This is a genomic window from Aestuariimicrobium ganziense (genome assembly GCF_015352975.1).
GTDB lineage: Bacteria > Actinomycetota > Actinomycetes > Propionibacteriales > Propionibacteriaceae > Aestuariimicrobium > Aestuariimicrobium ganziense.
In genome coordinates, this window is record NZ_JACYIZ010000003.1 from 102,772 (window position 1) to 116,576 (window position 13,805).

Annotated in this window: 15 protein-coding genes and 1 pseudogene; 5 read left to right on the forward strand and 11 right to left on the reverse strand. The window is 69.0% G+C overall.

What is annotated here, in order from left to right; all coding sequences use genetic code 11:
- Positions 1-2: 2 nt before the first annotated feature.
- Complete coding sequence (locus tag IE660_RS06365; protein ID WP_203567505.1) at positions 3-548, reverse strand: NUDIX domain-containing protein; 546 nt, start codon at positions 546-548, stop codon at positions 3-5.
- A gap of 78 nt (positions 549-626) precedes the next feature.
- Here IE660_RS06365 and IE660_RS06370 point away from each other — a divergent pair, with 78 nt between their 5' ends.
- Positions 627-1,604 (forward strand): ParA family protein, encoded by a 978-nt coding sequence (locus IE660_RS06370; RefSeq protein ID WP_407929005.1) that lies wholly within the window; start codon positions 627-629, stop codon positions 1,602-1,604.
- A gap of 32 nt (positions 1,605-1,636) precedes the next feature.
- Entirely contained in the window at positions 1,637-2,542 is a 906-nt protein-coding gene (locus IE660_RS06375) for a ParB/RepB/Spo0J family partition protein (protein WP_203567506.1), read from the forward strand.
- 104 nt (positions 2,543-2,646) lie between these two features.
- On the opposite strand, the pseudogene IE660_RS06380 reads toward IE660_RS06375, so the two are convergent.
- From IE660_RS06380 to IE660_RS06395, 4 genes and pseudogenes are all read right to left on the reverse strand, one after another.
- A pseudogene (locus tag IE660_RS06380) lies at positions 2,647-3,015 on the reverse strand (DUF3817 domain-containing protein); the annotation flags it as partial.
- A gap of 73 nt (positions 3,016-3,088) precedes the next feature.
- Positions 3,089-3,772, reverse strand: a complete 684-nt coding sequence (locus tag IE660_RS06385) for an SURF1 family protein (RefSeq protein ID WP_203567507.1) — start codon at positions 3,770-3,772, stop codon at positions 3,089-3,091.
- Complete coding sequence (locus IE660_RS06390) at positions 3,769-4,725, reverse strand: D-alanine--D-alanine ligase family protein (RefSeq protein ID WP_203567508.1); 957 nt, start codon at positions 4,723-4,725, stop codon at positions 3,769-3,771. Before IE660_RS06390 ends, IE660_RS06385 begins: the two co-directional genes overlap by 4 nt.
- Before the next feature lie 10 nt (positions 4,726-4,735).
- Positions 4,736-6,064 (reverse strand): aminotransferase-like domain-containing protein, encoded by a 1,329-nt coding sequence (locus IE660_RS06395; protein WP_328701875.1) that lies wholly within the window; start codon positions 6,062-6,064, stop codon positions 4,736-4,738.
- A gap of 43 nt (positions 6,065-6,107) precedes the next feature.
- Here IE660_RS06395 and IE660_RS06400 point away from each other — a divergent pair, with 43 nt between their 5' ends.
- Complete coding sequence (locus IE660_RS06400; protein WP_203567510.1) at positions 6,108-6,707, forward strand: hypothetical protein; 600 nt, start codon at positions 6,108-6,110, stop codon at positions 6,705-6,707.
- A gap of 20 nt (positions 6,708-6,727) precedes the next feature.
- On the opposite strand, the gene IE660_RS06405 is transcribed toward IE660_RS06400, so the two are convergent.
- The gene (locus IE660_RS06405) at positions 6,728-8,440 is read right to left on the reverse strand and encodes a glycoside hydrolase family 36 protein (protein WP_203567511.1); all 1,713 of its coding nucleotides are present in this window, start codon (positions 8,438-8,440) and stop codon (positions 6,728-6,730) included.
- Between the two features lie 59 nt (positions 8,441-8,499).
- Here IE660_RS06405 and IE660_RS06410 point away from each other — a divergent pair, with 59 nt between their 5' ends.
- Both IE660_RS06410 and IE660_RS06415 read left to right on the forward strand, forming a co-directional pair.
- Complete coding sequence (locus IE660_RS06410; protein WP_203567512.1) at positions 8,500-10,071, forward strand: aspartate:alanine exchanger family transporter; 1,572 nt, start codon at positions 8,500-8,502, stop codon at positions 10,069-10,071.
- Positions 10,072-10,272: 201 nt separating this feature from the next.
- Entirely contained in the window at positions 10,273-10,440 is a 168-nt protein-coding gene (locus tag IE660_RS06415) for a hypothetical protein (RefSeq protein WP_203567513.1), read from the forward strand.
- On the opposite strand, the gene IE660_RS06420 is transcribed toward IE660_RS06415, so the two are convergent.
- Genes IE660_RS06420 through trxA form a run of 5 tightly spaced genes read right to left on the reverse strand, consistent with a single transcriptional unit; the run spans position 10,407 to position 13,784 of the window.
- Positions 10,407-11,192 carry a fructosamine kinase family protein gene (locus IE660_RS06420; RefSeq protein ID WP_328701876.1) on the reverse strand — a complete coding sequence of 262 codons (786 nt, stop codon included), beginning with the start codon at positions 11,190-11,192 and terminating at the stop codon, positions 10,407-10,409. The two genes, IE660_RS06415 and IE660_RS06420, sit on opposite strands and share 34 nt — an antisense overlap.
- Positions 11,189-12,316 (reverse strand): Gfo/Idh/MocA family protein, encoded by a 1,128-nt coding sequence (locus tag IE660_RS06425; RefSeq protein WP_203567514.1) that lies wholly within the window; start codon positions 12,314-12,316, stop codon positions 11,189-11,191. Before IE660_RS06425 ends, IE660_RS06420 begins: the two co-directional genes overlap by 4 nt.
- A 35-nt stretch (positions 12,317-12,351) precedes the next feature.
- Positions 12,352-12,795, reverse strand: coding sequence for an OsmC family protein (locus IE660_RS06430; RefSeq protein WP_203567515.1), 444 nt, complete (start codon positions 12,793-12,795; stop codon positions 12,352-12,354).
- Between the two features lie 16 nt (positions 12,796-12,811).
- Positions 12,812-13,450 (reverse strand): hypothetical protein, encoded by a 639-nt coding sequence (locus IE660_RS06435; protein ID WP_203567516.1) that lies wholly within the window; start codon positions 13,448-13,450, stop codon positions 12,812-12,814.
- A gap of 10 nt (positions 13,451-13,460) precedes the next feature.
- Positions 13,461-13,784 (reverse strand): thioredoxin, encoded by a 324-nt coding sequence (gene trxA / locus IE660_RS06440; protein ID WP_203567517.1) that lies wholly within the window; start codon positions 13,782-13,784, stop codon positions 13,461-13,463.
- Positions 13,785-13,805 lie beyond the last annotated feature (21 nt).

A 13,805-nucleotide genomic window follows, 5' to 3' on the forward strand; every position in this document is an offset into this window, starting at 1 on the left:
CGTCAGCTCACTCGGTCCAGGGCCAGCGCCGCCAGCATCAGCGCCGAGACCGTCTCCCCGTCCTGGATCTCTCCCTCACGCAGCATCCGCAGCACATCGGCCCACGGCACCCAACGCGTCTGGCTGATCCCCTCCTCGTCCTGCTGGTTCCCCTCATGCCCCTCAGCCGGATGCAGGTCCCTTGCCAGGAAGACGTGGTGCCTGGCACGGCACACGCCGTTCAACGCCCAGAGCTCCCCCAGTCGCTGCCAGTCACGGGCTACGTGGCCGGTCTCCTCGCGCAACTCACGCTGCGCCGCCGTCAGCGGGTCCTCGCCGTCCGTGCCGCCGGCTGGCACTTCCCACTGCTCACCAGTGGTGTAGCGGTCAAGCCTGACCAGGTGCACGCGATCGTCCTCGTCTATGGCGACGATGAAGACGGCGGGGTTCCGGCTCTCGACCACGCCGTAGACACCGTCCGATCCGTCCGGCCGGGCCACCTCGTCGTGACGCACACGAATCCAGGCGTTCTCGTACACAACATGCGAGCTGTTGGTCTGCCAAGGCATGCGTCCACTGTGTCACGGGGAGTCGATAGAGTGGCGCGGGATGTGTGGAGCGAACCCGAGGGAGTGCAAGCCGTGAGAGTGCCTGGCGACGGTGGGCAGATCCACCAAGAGGATGTTTCACGTGAAACATCTCCGCAGGCTTCTCCATCGATCCCCGCGAGGAAGGGCCCACGACGCGTCCTGCATGAGCTGGACGAGTTTGACACCCCGCCCGAACCCAACGACGACGTTTCACGTGAAACATCGCCAAGGGTGGCCAGAGTACTGCCCCCACCGCGCGCGACAACGCGGATCGTGGTGGCGAACCAGAAGGGTGGCGTCGGCAAGACGACCACCGTCGTCAACCTCGCTGCCGCGCTCGCAGGCGGCGGACTGAGTGTCCTGGTCATCGACTGCGATCCGCAGGGCAACGCCTCGACAGCACTGGGTGCTGAGCACGAACTCGGCACGCCAGGCACCTATGAGGTTCTGCTCGAGCAGACCCCGATCGACCAGGTCGAGGTCGCCTCGACCGAACCAGGGAGCCTGTGGGTGGTGCCCGCCACGATCGACCTCGCTGCAGCCGAGCTCGAACTGGTCGCAGCCTCCGGACGGGAGAACAGGCTCAAGCGAGCCATCGACAGGCACTTGACAAGGCATGACGTCGACGTCGTCCTGTTCGACTGCCCACCGTCACTGGGCCTACTCACGCTCAATGCGCTCGTTGCGGCGGACGAGATCCTGATCCCCATCCAGTGTGAGTACTACGCCCTCGAAGGCGTCACCCAGTTGATGCGCACCATCAACCTGGTCAAGGGTGGTCTCAATGACGAGCTGAAGCTGGGCACCGTGCTGCTCACCATGTACGACGGTCGGACGAAGCTCTCGCAACAGGTCGCCGAAGAGGTACGCACCCACTTCCCCGAGCAGACCCTGCCGACCATGATTCCCCGGTCGGTCCGGATCGCGGAGGCGCCGAGCTACGGCACCACCGTCCTGGGCTACGAGCCGAGTTCTGCCGGAGCCCTCGCCTATCGCCAAGCGGCCGAGGAACTCGCCCGCCGCCTCGCCAGATGAGCCACCAGACAACCCCACAGCAAGGAGGAGCGATGGCCGCCAAGACCAAGCACAGCGGACTCGGCAAGGGTCTGGGGGAGCTGTTCCGCCCCACCGAGCCGTCCGAGGGCGGCGACGCCTCGATCGGCAGTGCGGCGCTGGAGGACGGCTCCACCTTCCGTGAGGTGCCTGTCGACCAGATCGTCCCCAACCCCAAGCAACCGCGACAGGTCTTCGACGAGGATGCACTGTCAGAGCTTGTCGACTCGCTCGCAGAGGTCGGCCTGTTGCAGCCGATCGTCGTCCGCGAACAGGGCTCTGGCTACGAGTTGGTCATGGGCGAGCGGCGCTGGCGGGCGGCCCAGGCCGCTGGCTGGACGACGATTCCGGCGATCGTCCGCGGTACTGGGGACGACGTACTGCTGCGTGACGCACTGCTCGAGAACCTCCATCGGGCCCAGCTGAACCCGCTTGAAGAGGCGGCCGCGTATCAGCAGTTGCTCGAGGACTTCGGCTGTACGCAGGAGCAGCTCGCGAGCCGGATCAAGCGCTCCAGGCCACAGATCGCCAACACCATCCGTTTGCTGCGCCTACCACCGGCGGTGCAGCGCCGGGTCGCGGCTGGCGTGCTCTCGGCAGGCCACGCACGAGCGCTGCTCGCAGTGGCGGATCCCGCGGCACAGGAGCGCTTGGCTGAGCGCATCGTTGCCGAGGGTCTCTCAGTGCGCTCCACCGAGGAACTGGTGGCCCTGGGTGAGGACGAGCAGCCTGTGCGTAGGCCGAGGCAGCCTCGCCAGCCCAATGAGCGTGCGCTGACCCTCTCTGGCGAGCTCAGCGACCACTTCGACACCAGGGTGAAGGTGGCCATCGGACGCAATCGCGGCCGGATCACCATCGAGTTCGCGGGTGACGAGGACCTCGATCGCATCCTCGCAGTCATCAACGCGACACATCTGTAAGACTGTTAAGAAGTATATATACCTACTACCAAAGAAGTAAGTCGACAAAGAGTCTCAGCCATGTGTCGGGCGTGGCGATGCCCCGCTGGCGTGAGGCTGAACGCTCAGTTCTGAGTGTCGACCTCTGAGCCGACAGCACGCTCCACGACTCCCAGTAGCGCCCGCACGTTCTTGGTGGCCGACCGCTCGGCAACGAACGACAGGAACGGCACGGTGCCCGCCAGGGCGATCAGGAACAGCCGCTTCCAGGACCACTTCACCCGCCGACCCAGGTCGACAGCGGTGATCAGCAGCGCCATGTAGAGCCAACCGTGGGGCACACCGGTCCAGGTCACCACGCGATCGTCGTCGGCCAGGTACTTCATCGGCACGCCGACGCAGACCAGCACCACCAGCAGCACGCCCACGACGTAGGCCATCACCCGATAGCGGGTGAGCGCAGAACGGATGCCAGGCACCTCGTCCCGCTCGATCTCCTGGGCGATGGTCATCTGGTCTTGGCTCACCCTGCCAGCCTAGGACGACGGTCTGGAAGCGGCGAATCCACTACTCCTTGATCGAGCGGGCCACCACGATCGAGAAGGCCAGCGCCGCCGCGGCGAACACCCACCACTGCAACGCGTACCCACCGTTGCGGGCGCGACCCTCCAACTCGGGCAGCACCACCGGGGCGGGCTGTAGCCCTTGCGACTTTGCATCAGCCTCTGACAAGGTGACATAGCCGTTCACCAAGGGTCCCGGCCAGTACTGCGCCACGTGCGCCAGGCGGATCTTCGCGATCGTGTCACCTGGCAGGTCCTGGGCTGGGATGCCTCCGCGGGCCCGATCGTTCTCCGACGGCAGCAGTACCCCGGTCACGGTCACCGGCCCCGAGGCCGCGGGCGTCACCTCGTCCGACAACCCTCGCTGACCACGCACGACGGCCACCACCTGTCCGCTGTCGAGCTTGAAGGCGGTCACCACCCGCAGGGGGTACGCCTCACCGGCGTGGAACTGCTCGTCCGGGATGAACGACCCGGTGAGGGTGACCTGTCGTCCGAAGACGGTGGATGCATCAGTGTCGTTGAGGTGCTCGACCAGGGGCACCGGCGGAAGCTTGGTGATCTCCTCGGCGCTCTGCCTTCCCTGGTTGCGGAACACGTCCATCTGCCACAACCCGAGCACCATCATCGCCAGGCAGACGATCGTCCCGGCAGAGACCACCGCCACACGCTTGAAGCGCACGCTCATCGGGCAGCGGCCTCCAGCACCAGCCGCGAGCACACCTCGCCGAGGTCGAGCCCAGCTGCGTCCATCGCCAGCGGCACCAACGAGGTCTCGGTCATCCCCGGTGCGACGTTGGCCTCGAGGAACACCGGCTCGCCCTCGGCGGTGATGATCATGTCGACCCGGCTCAGTCCGCACAGGCCCAGTGCCTCGACCGCCTGCACGGCCAGGCTCTCAGCGGCGGCGGTCACCTCGTCGTCCAACTCGGCCGGGGTCACGAAGCGGGTCGCTCCCGCGGTGTAGCGGGCGGCGTAGTCGTAGACGCCCGACTCGGGACGAATCTCGACCGCAGGCAGCACCTGGCGCTCGCCGTCGACGTCGAGCACGGCCACGGCCACCTCGGTGCCCTCGATGAACTCCTCGACCACGGCCACCGAGCCGTAGGCGTAGGCCGCGACCATCGCCGCGGGCAGCCCGGCCAAGTCGTCCACCTTGGTGCACCCCAGCGCCGAGCCCGAGCGCGCCGGCTTCACCATCATCGGGAACCCCAGCCGCGCACCCATGCCCTCGACCAGCGCCTTCGCGCCCAACTCGCGGAAGATCTCGTGCGGAAGTGCCACCTGACGAGGGGTCTTGACCCCAGCATGGGCAACGACCTTGGTGCAGATCGACTTGTCGAAGGTCACCCGCGAGGCCGCCGCGGACGACCCGACGAACGTCACTTCGAGCAGTTCGAAGACCTCGCGCAGGGCTCCGTCCTCACCGACCTCACCGTGCAGCAACGGGAAGACCACCGCGTCGGGGTGCGACCGCAAGAGCTCGACCACATCGGCGGACACGTCGCTCTCGATCACCTCGTGGCCGACCACCCGCAGGGCCTGGGCGACGCGTCGTCCCGACCGCAGCGACACGTCGCGCTCATGGCTCAACCCACCGGCCAGCACGATCACCTTGGGCAGTGATGCAGAACTCGACATGGTGGTCTCCTCAGCTGACTTCTGGTCCCGGGCCACTGGTGAGCCCGTCGTGGCGAGGGGAGGTGCCCAGGCCGAAGGTGTGGTGCAGGTCCAGCTCGCGCCTCATCACCTCGGCCAACCGCCGGACGCCCTCGCGGATCCGGTCCGGCGGTGGGTAGCAGAACGACAGGCGCAGGTTGCGGCTGCCGAGCCCATCGGCGTAGAACGCGGTGCCCGGGGTGTAGGCGACCCGGTCGGTCACCGCTCGCGGCAGCATCGACTGCGAGTCCAGACCCTCGGGCATGGTCACCCAGACGAAGAAGCCGCCAGCCGGGTTCGTCCACGTGGTGCCCTCGGGCATGTACTCCTCGAGCGCCTCGAGCATGGCGTCGCGCCGGGCCCGGTACATGTCCTTGAAGCTGACGATCTGGTTCTGCCAGTCGTGGTCGCGCAGGTAGGACGAGACCGCGTACTGGCTGAACACCGGCGGACACAGCGTTGCCGCCTCCTGCGCCAGGGTCAGCTTCTCGCGTACCGCGTGCGGGGCGAGCGCCCAGCCGATCCGGAACCCAGGCGCGAACGTTTTCGAGAACGAACCCAGGTAGAGCACCTGCTCGTCCTCCATCGAGCGCAGCGCGGGCAACGGCTCGGCGTCGAGCGACAGCAGCCCGTAGGGGTTGTCCTCGACGACCAGCAGGTCGAGGTCGAGGCAGGTCTGCAGCACCTCGCGGCGCCGATCGGCCGTCTGGCTGATGCCCGAGGGGTTGGAGAAGTTGGGAATCGTGTAGAGGAACTTCGGGTTCTTCCCCGCCGCACGACAAGCGGTGACGGCCTGGGCGAGGGCATCGGTGCGGATGCCGTCGTCGTCCATCGTGACGTGGACGACCTCGACCTGGTAGCTGCGGAAGGTGGTGAGCGCGCCGACGTAACTGGGCGCCTCGGCGATCACCACGTCGCCGGGATTGCAGAAGATTCGGGTGACCAGGTCGAGCGCCTGCTGCGACCCGCAGGTCACCACCACGTCGTCGGGGTGGGCGACGATGCCCTCGAGGCCCATCACCTCGCAGATCTGCTCACGGATCATCGGCTCGCCCTGCCCCGAGCCGTACTGCATCGCCTTGGTGCCCTCGGTCATGATCAGGTTCTGCAGTGAGTCGGCGACCACGTTGAGCGGCAGGTCGGTGATGTTGGGCATGCCACCGGCCAGCGAGACCACCTCGGGGCGGTTCGCCACTGCGAACAGGGCACGCACGGCCGAGGCCTGCATGGTGTGGGTGCGGTCGGCGTACTGCTCGACGTAGCGGTCGAGGCGGGTGTCGTGCCGCTCCGGACGGGGCGCGGGCGGTTGGGGCAGACTCACCCTTCTACTCTGCCGCACATTGCCCGCGAAGTACCATGTGCCCATGATCGGCCGCCGCATTCGCCTGCTGACACCGGCCGATGTCGCGGGTCTGGCAGGGGTCTGCGACTGCTCGCTCGATCCGACTGCGCCATGGGTGCGCGTCGCCCAGCAGTGCTTCGGATTCTGCGGGTTGGCCGCCGGTGGACCTGCCACTGGCGAGGGCGGACACCCCGAGGCCTGGCTGCTGGTCGCCCCAGCCCGAGCGCTGCCCGCCGGGCACCCGTTGTCGCGTTGCAGCCGAACCCCGGACGCGGTCGCGGTCGTCGGACTGCACCATCCCGAACCCGACCGCCCCGACCTGTCTCGCCACCTGGTGCAGGCGCTGGCCTCACGTGTGGTCGGCCACGCCAGCTGCGTCGAGGCCATGGCGTCCACCGGCGGGGACGACTGCCGCACCCCCCGTCGCGACCTGCTCGAAGCGTGCGGCTTCACCGTCGAGGATTCGTCCCCGCCGCTGTCGGACGACACCGTGAGGATGCGGCTCGACCTGCAGGCCACCGTGTACGACCGGGCCCTGCGGGTGGTGCGCAACGTGTTCGGACGATCGTGGGTGCCGGTTCCACCGCCCGAACCCAGCCGGCGCGAACACGCCGGGGTCTGACGCCCATTGTCGCGGCGCCCTCAGCCGCGGCGGAGCACCATCGTCGACCACGCCGGCAGCGCGACCTCGACCAGCCCGGTCGCATCTCCGGGCAACTCCACGTCGAGCGGCGAGCCGTCCGGCGTGTGCGCCCGGTCGACCGACCAGCCAGAGCCCCGCAGCAGCACCCTGTCACCCGGCTGGGCATTGAGCACCAGCACCTCGTCGGCGGCCAGGTCGTCCAACAGCAGCGGCTCGGGACGGAACGCGGCGACCACGGCACGTCGGTCGAGCGTCGCCGAAGCGGTGGTGTAGCCCATCTCGACGCCGGCGACCTTCATGTCGCCGAACAGCGCCGGCTGGCGCCATGCCCGCCACAGCCCCACGTGGTGGGTGACCGAGGCGCGCTGCTCGTCCGACAGGGTCGGCAGCGGCATCGAGACCTGCGGCACCGAGAAGAAGGTCGACAGGAACTGCTGCGCCACCGCGTCGGCACCGGCCTCGGGCGCCCACATCAGCGGGTCGGAGTGCACGACCGCACCACGGACGAACAGCCGCAGGTCGATCGAGGCCACCCGGTTCACCCAGGCGTCGGCCGGGCAGTCACCCACCCGCAGGCAGTTGCCGTCAGCGGTGATCGCCGGCGACACGTACGGCTGGCGGAACTCGATGATCGGCTCGTCGTCCAACACCTCTGACAAGGCCTGACGCACCTGCGCGAGCATCGCCTGCATGGCCACGCCGACATCGGCGATGTCGCCGGCCGACTCGGTGCCCTGGTAGGCCATCGCGTTGTTGAGGAAGTCGATCTTGAGTCCGGCAGCACCGTGGTCGGCCACCACCCGGCGGCAGGTGTCGGCCACGAACTCACGCACCTCGGCATGCCGCGGGTCGAGTACCTGGGCGTTGAGACCGGTGAGCTCCGATGGCGCGTAGGGGCGCATGCGCTCGTGGGCGTGGCTGAAGTGACCCAGCAGCAGCGGCGCGATCCACAGCACCGTGGCCACCCCAGCCTCACGCGCGGCGGCGATGGTGGCCTTGAGGTCGGGGAACTTGTCGGTGTCGGGCACCCAGTCGCCGGTGCCGCCGTAGCCACGGCCGTGGGCGCCGGTCTGCCAACCGTCGTCGATGAACAGGCTGCGGCACCCCAGCTCGGCCGACAGCCGCGCGTCCTGCCTGACCAGTTCGTCCTTGACGTCCTGGGTGTAGGTGTACCAGGTCGAGAACACCGGCTCGCTCGCCGCCTCGGGCAGGGGCAGCGGTTCGACACCGGTGCTGGCGGCCAGCCGGGTGATCACCTGCTCGACAGCCTCGGGCAGCGCAGCGGCCTCGGGGTGGACGACCAGCGTGATCGTGGTCGCCTCGGCCAGCGGCAGGCTGGTCAGCGACAGCCGGACGTCCTTCTGTTCCTCGCTCACCCCGCCACGCACCTCGAGTTCACCCACCAGGTGCGAGCAGCCGATCGTCCACAGCGCCTGTCCGATGGCGTCGTACAGGGCGATCACCGGTGCCGAGCGCACCAGGCTGGTGACGAAGCGGCCGCCCCAGTCCGGCGGCAGGGTGCGATGGCCGCGCATGTCGGGGTGCCACAACCCCACGCCCATGCCCAGCGGAGCCACCAGTGACGCCTCGAAACGTGTTCCCGCGGGAACGTCGACGACCACTTCGACGGCGTTCTCGGCGCGGGACTCCTGCCAGGCCCCCCCGTCGGCGATGCTGAGGCGGAAGTCGGGGGCGATGGTGAGGTTGCTCATGCCTCGATCCAACCACGCCGACCAGCACCGCAGGTGGCCAACGGCGTAGCCTGACGCCCGTGCTCGACATCCTCGCCGGCTCCCCGTTGCTCACCGTCTTCCTGGTGGTGGCGCTGGGCACCCTGGTCGGCTCGATCCCGTTCGGGCCGATCCGTTTCGGCCCCGCAGGCGGCCTGTTCGTCGGACTCGCGGTCGGGGCGATGGACGAACGCCTCGGCCAAGGCCTTGGCCTGATGCAGACCCTGGGTCTGGCGTTGTTCGTCTATACCGTCGGACTGGCCGGCGGCTACCAGTTGGCCTCGACCTTCCGCCGGCAACTGCCGACGATGCTGGCGGGCCTTCTGGTGCTGGTGGCCACGGCCGGGGTCGCGATCGGTGGTGGCCAGGTGCTGGGACTCAGCGCGCCGATGACCGCCGGTGCCTTCTCGGGCTCGCTGACCGCAACGGCTGCCCTCGCAGCCGCCACCGAGGCGGCTGGTGGGTCGGGCGACCCGGCGGTCGGCTACTCGCTCGGCTACCCGGTGGGGGTGACGCTGAGCATCTTCGTGCTCGCCGTGTTGGTCTCACGCCGCTGGCCCGCCCATCGCGACCCGGCCCCTGAGGGCGGACGAGGGCTGCAGGCCCTGAGTGTTGACGTCGAGCGCGAGGTCGGGGTGGACGAGGTGCCCGGCTGGCGCGAGCAGCGGGTGACCATGTCGTACCTGGTGCGCGACGGCCATGGGCGAGTGGTCACCGACGACGACCGGCTGCTGCCCGGTGACCGGGTGCTGGTGATCGGAGCCGAACAGGCTGGGCGTGAGGCCCTGCAGTTCCTGGGACTCGAGTCGTCCGAGCGGTTGACCGACGACCGCACCGACCTCGACCACCGCCGTTTCACCGTCTCGAACCACGACGTGGCCGGACGCACCGTCGCTGACCTCGACCTGCCCCGTCGCCACGGCGGACGCGCCACCCGTGTCTACCGCGGCGACACCGAGTTCCTGGCCCGCGACGACTTCGTCCTCGAACTCGGCGACCGGGTGCTGGCGGTGTTCCCGCAAGGACGACTCGAGGTCGGTGCCTCGATCTTCGGCGACTCCGAGCGCCGGGTCAGCGAGGTCGACGCCCTCACACTGGCCGTCGGGCTGGCCCTCGGGCTGCTGCTCGGCATCGTCCCGATCCCGCTCGGGGTGGTCACCCTCACCCTCGGTGCGGCCGCCGGTCCGCTGCTGGTCGGGTTGCTGCTGGGACGACTCGTCCGCACCGGCCCGCTGGTGTGGAGCCTGCCCAACTCGGCCAACCTCACCCTGCGCCAACTCGGGTTGTTCCTGTTCCTGGCCTGCGTCGGGCTGGCCTCGGGTCCGGCGTTCGCCCGCACCGTGCTCACCACCACCGGCCTGCAGGCTGCGGCGCTGGGTGGCACTGTCACCTTGGCGGCTTGTCTGTTCACCTGGCTGGCTGGACGACTGCTGCAACTGTCGGCGCCGCGCACCGCTGGCATCATGAGCGGCATCATCGGCCAGCCCGCGGTGCTCGCCTTCGCCCAGAGCAAGAGCGACGACCCGCGCATCGAGTCGTCCTACACCTCGCTGTTCGCGGTCGGGACCGTGGTGAAGATCCTGCTCGCCTACCTGTTGGCTGTGCTGTGGTGACTCAGCGCTCGTCCAGGCCCAGCGCGGTGACCTGTCGGTCGACGACGTAGTCGTAGAGCAGGGCGGGGTCGGCCACGCCGGTCCTGTGGCCGCCCAGTTCAAGCGTGATCACCCCGACCAGTTCGGCCAGCGAGGCCAGGGCCGTGAGCAGTGCCTCGCGGGTGGGGTGGTAGTGCGCTCGACCACTGGCGCTCGTCGTCTGTGCGGTGGGCCGCCGTTCCGTTCTGCCTGGGTCTGGCCAGCTACCTTCCCCAGTTCTTCCTGCCCCCGACCGGACGCATCGTCCACGGTCTGGTGCTGCTGGTGGGTGCTGCGCTTTGGGTGGTCGCCGAGGCTCAGGCGAGTCGGCGCGCCACGGCGACCGCCTGACGGGCGTAGCCACCACCGAACAGCAGGGTGTGGACGAGCAGCGGCTGCAGTTGCTGCATCGGCAACCGCTCGCGCCACCCCTCGGCCACCGGCGAGACCTCGTCGTAGGCGGCGAACACCCGCTCCAGGTGGGGCGCTCCGAACAGGTCGAGCATCGCCAGGTCGGTCTCGGCGTGCCCACCCTGGGCGTGCGGGTCGATCAGCACCGCGCCGGTGTCGACGTCACTCCACAACACGTTGCCCGCCCACAGGTCACCGTGCAGGCGAGCCACCGGGCCACGGACGAGAGCAGGCTGCGGCACGTCGAAGTCCCCTGCAGCCATCCGGTCGATGACATGGTCGAGCAGCCGCTGGTCGTCAACACCGAATCGGGAGCGGCTGCGGTCGAGCACCGGACGAAGCGCCGTCGCCGCCCACGCCTCACCCCAACCACCGTCACCGACAACCTGTCCTGACAACGGGGTTCGGGACGATCCCACCTCCCACGGCTCGGGTGCACCCGGCGGTGGGCAGCAGTGCCACTCAGCGCCTGCGGCATGCAGGTGGGCGAGGCTTCGTCCCAACGCCTCGGCCCGCTCCGGTGTGGGTCGGGCCTCAATCACGCGATCGACGTGCAGGTCGTCGCCGACCATGCGAGCGCGGGCGATGCGGGTGCCCCCGGATGATTCGGCCTCGGCCAGCCAGACCAACCCCGCCGCCTCCATCGGGAGTGCGTGCGGGGCCTCCGGGCGCCGGTGCTTGACGACGCTCACTCGAAGCGGATCCCGTTGCGCCGGCGGTGGTCGGCCAGCACCGTGTCGATCACCCGGGCGGTGCGTGCTCCCGACTCGCCGGTGCTGATCGCCGACTCGGCATGCCCGGTGAGCACATCGACGATGTTCTGGATCAGCGGCTGCTGCACGTGCTCGGGGTAGGGAGCCTCGATCAGTTCGGTGCCATCGCCCGTCTCGAGCACGAGCGGCTCGGCGGCGAAGCTCGAGAACTTCAGCGTGGCCACCTCGCCGATGATCTCCACCTCGTCACGCGGCTGGCCGGCCGTGAAGCTCCACAGCCCGCCGCCCAGAACTCCCGAGGCGTGCCGCCAGGTCGCCACCACCGTGTCTTCGGCGCACGAGACCCCGGCCAGCGTCTCGGCCTGGCCCTGCACCTGGTCGAGCGGCCCGAGCAGGTGGTCGAGCAGGTCGAGGGTGTGCGAGGCGAGGTCGACGAAATGACCCCCACCCGACACCTCGGGGATGATCCGCCACTCCAGTTCGCCCTCGACAGGGGTCGCCGCCGCAGGCGCACTGGCCCCGGGCTCGATCACCGCCCTTGACGCGGGCCTCTGGACCCGCACCGTGACGGCGTGCACCCGGCCCAGGCGGCCCTCGTCCAGGAGCTCTTTGACGGTGACGAACCGGGGCATCGCCCGTCGGTAGTAGGCCACGAACAGCGGCTGCCCGGTGCGCTCGGCGGCCTCGATCATCCGGTCGCACTCGGCGCCGGTGCGAGCCATCGGCTTCTCGACGTAGACCGGCTTGCCTGCCTCGAGCACACGGATGGCGTAGTCGGCGTGGGAGTCCGGAGGGGTGGCGACGTAGACCGCGTCGACCTCGGGATGGTTGATCAGCTCGTCGGCATCGGTCGTCCAGAACGGGACGCCGTGGCGCTCGGCGTAGTCACGGCACGCTTCGGCGTCGCGACGCATGACCGCCACCAGCGACGACCGATCGGCCTTCTGCAGCCCAGGACCCGACTTCACCTCGGTGACGTCGCCGCAGCCGATGATTCCCCAGCGCACCTGTTCCATGCGCACAGCCAACCACGCGCCCGCCGGGGTGGTGTCATTGACCATGATCGAGCTGACCCGCCGCGACGCCCGCAGGATCGCCGTCACCGCCCAACTGCTGACCCGCCCCCGCCCTGCAGAGATCAGTCGAGCGGGGTGCCCTCGAGGCGGAACTCGACGTCGGTGGCGTGCTCGACGGTGCGTGAGACGGTGCAGTCCTTGTCGCGGCTGAGCTTGACCAGACGTTCGACCATCGAGGCGGCGCGGCGTCCCTCCTCGTCGTCGTCGAAGCGCACGGTGAAGTCGACGACCACGTCGTCCAGCCTGACCCCACCGGACTCGTCGGTGACCTTGGCGCCCGAGATGGTCACCTCGAACTGGTCGGCCTCGGCGCGCCGGGCGGTGACGATGTCGACGTCGACGGCCGAGCAGCCGCCGATCGCGGCCAGCAGCAACTCGACCGGGGTGAACTCCTCGTCCTGGCCCGAGCCGAAGTCGAGGGTGCCACCGCGGCTGTTGGTGGCGGTGTAGCGGCCGGTCTCGCGTCGGGTGACGCTGACCTGGCGGCGAGCGGGCGGGGTGGTCATGGATGCTCCTGGGGAATCAGCCGTCGACCTGGTCGGCGACCTGCACGGTCAGTTCCATCAACTCGGTGCGGCTGAAGTCGGCCATGGCCAACACCAGCACCGCGGTGCCGTCGCGGATCACCACGCATGCGTCAAGGTTGTTGTCGCCGGAGATGCCGCACCAGCCGGGCTCGACCTCGGCCACGGCGTTCATGTTGGCATCCTGCATGAACTGCTGGCCGTCGCTGTGAGGCCGCGAGAGCAGGATCACCGCGGCGGGCTTGCCATCGCGGCTGTAGGTGGCCGAGACCGTCTGCTTGCCATCGGTCCCCGTGGTCGGGGTGGCTCCCTCGTTGGCGTCGCGGGAGTACTCACCGATCGTCACCGGCAGTGCCAGTGGCCAGGACGCTGGGGTGGGGGTGGGGGTGACCGTCTCAGTGATCACCGTCGCCGGGGTCAGTCGGTTGACCAAGTAGCCGCTGCCGGCTGCCACCGCGACCAGCACCACCGTCACGATGGCCAGCGTCATCCAGAACCGCCGCTGGGGTCGCTTGTCCTCGATCTCGCCCCGGGCCGGCCGGCGGCGTCGTCCCGGAATCGGACGAGCCGTCACACGCGTCGGTTCGTCCGGGCCTTGAACGTGCTGCCAACCGCCCTCGGGCTTCGAGTCAGACACCTCGAGTCGATCAGGCGAACTCGTCGAGCAGCTTCACCAGGGCGGCCTTGGTCTTGCCGCCGGTGACCTGCTTGACCACCTGTCCGCCGACCCACACCTGCAGGGTGGGCAGCGACATGATGCCCTGCTGCGCCGGCACCTCGGTGTTGGTGTTGGTGTCCATCTTCACGATCTGCACCCGGTCGGCGTACTCGGTCGCCAACTCGTCGAGGATCGGCTCCATCTGCTTGCAGGGTGAGCACCAGTCAGCCCAGTAGTCGACGACCACCGGCTTGGACGAGGTGAGCACGACCTGTTCGAAGTCGTTGTCGGTGACGGCGGTGATGTTGCCCATGGCGGACCTTTCGTCAGGTGG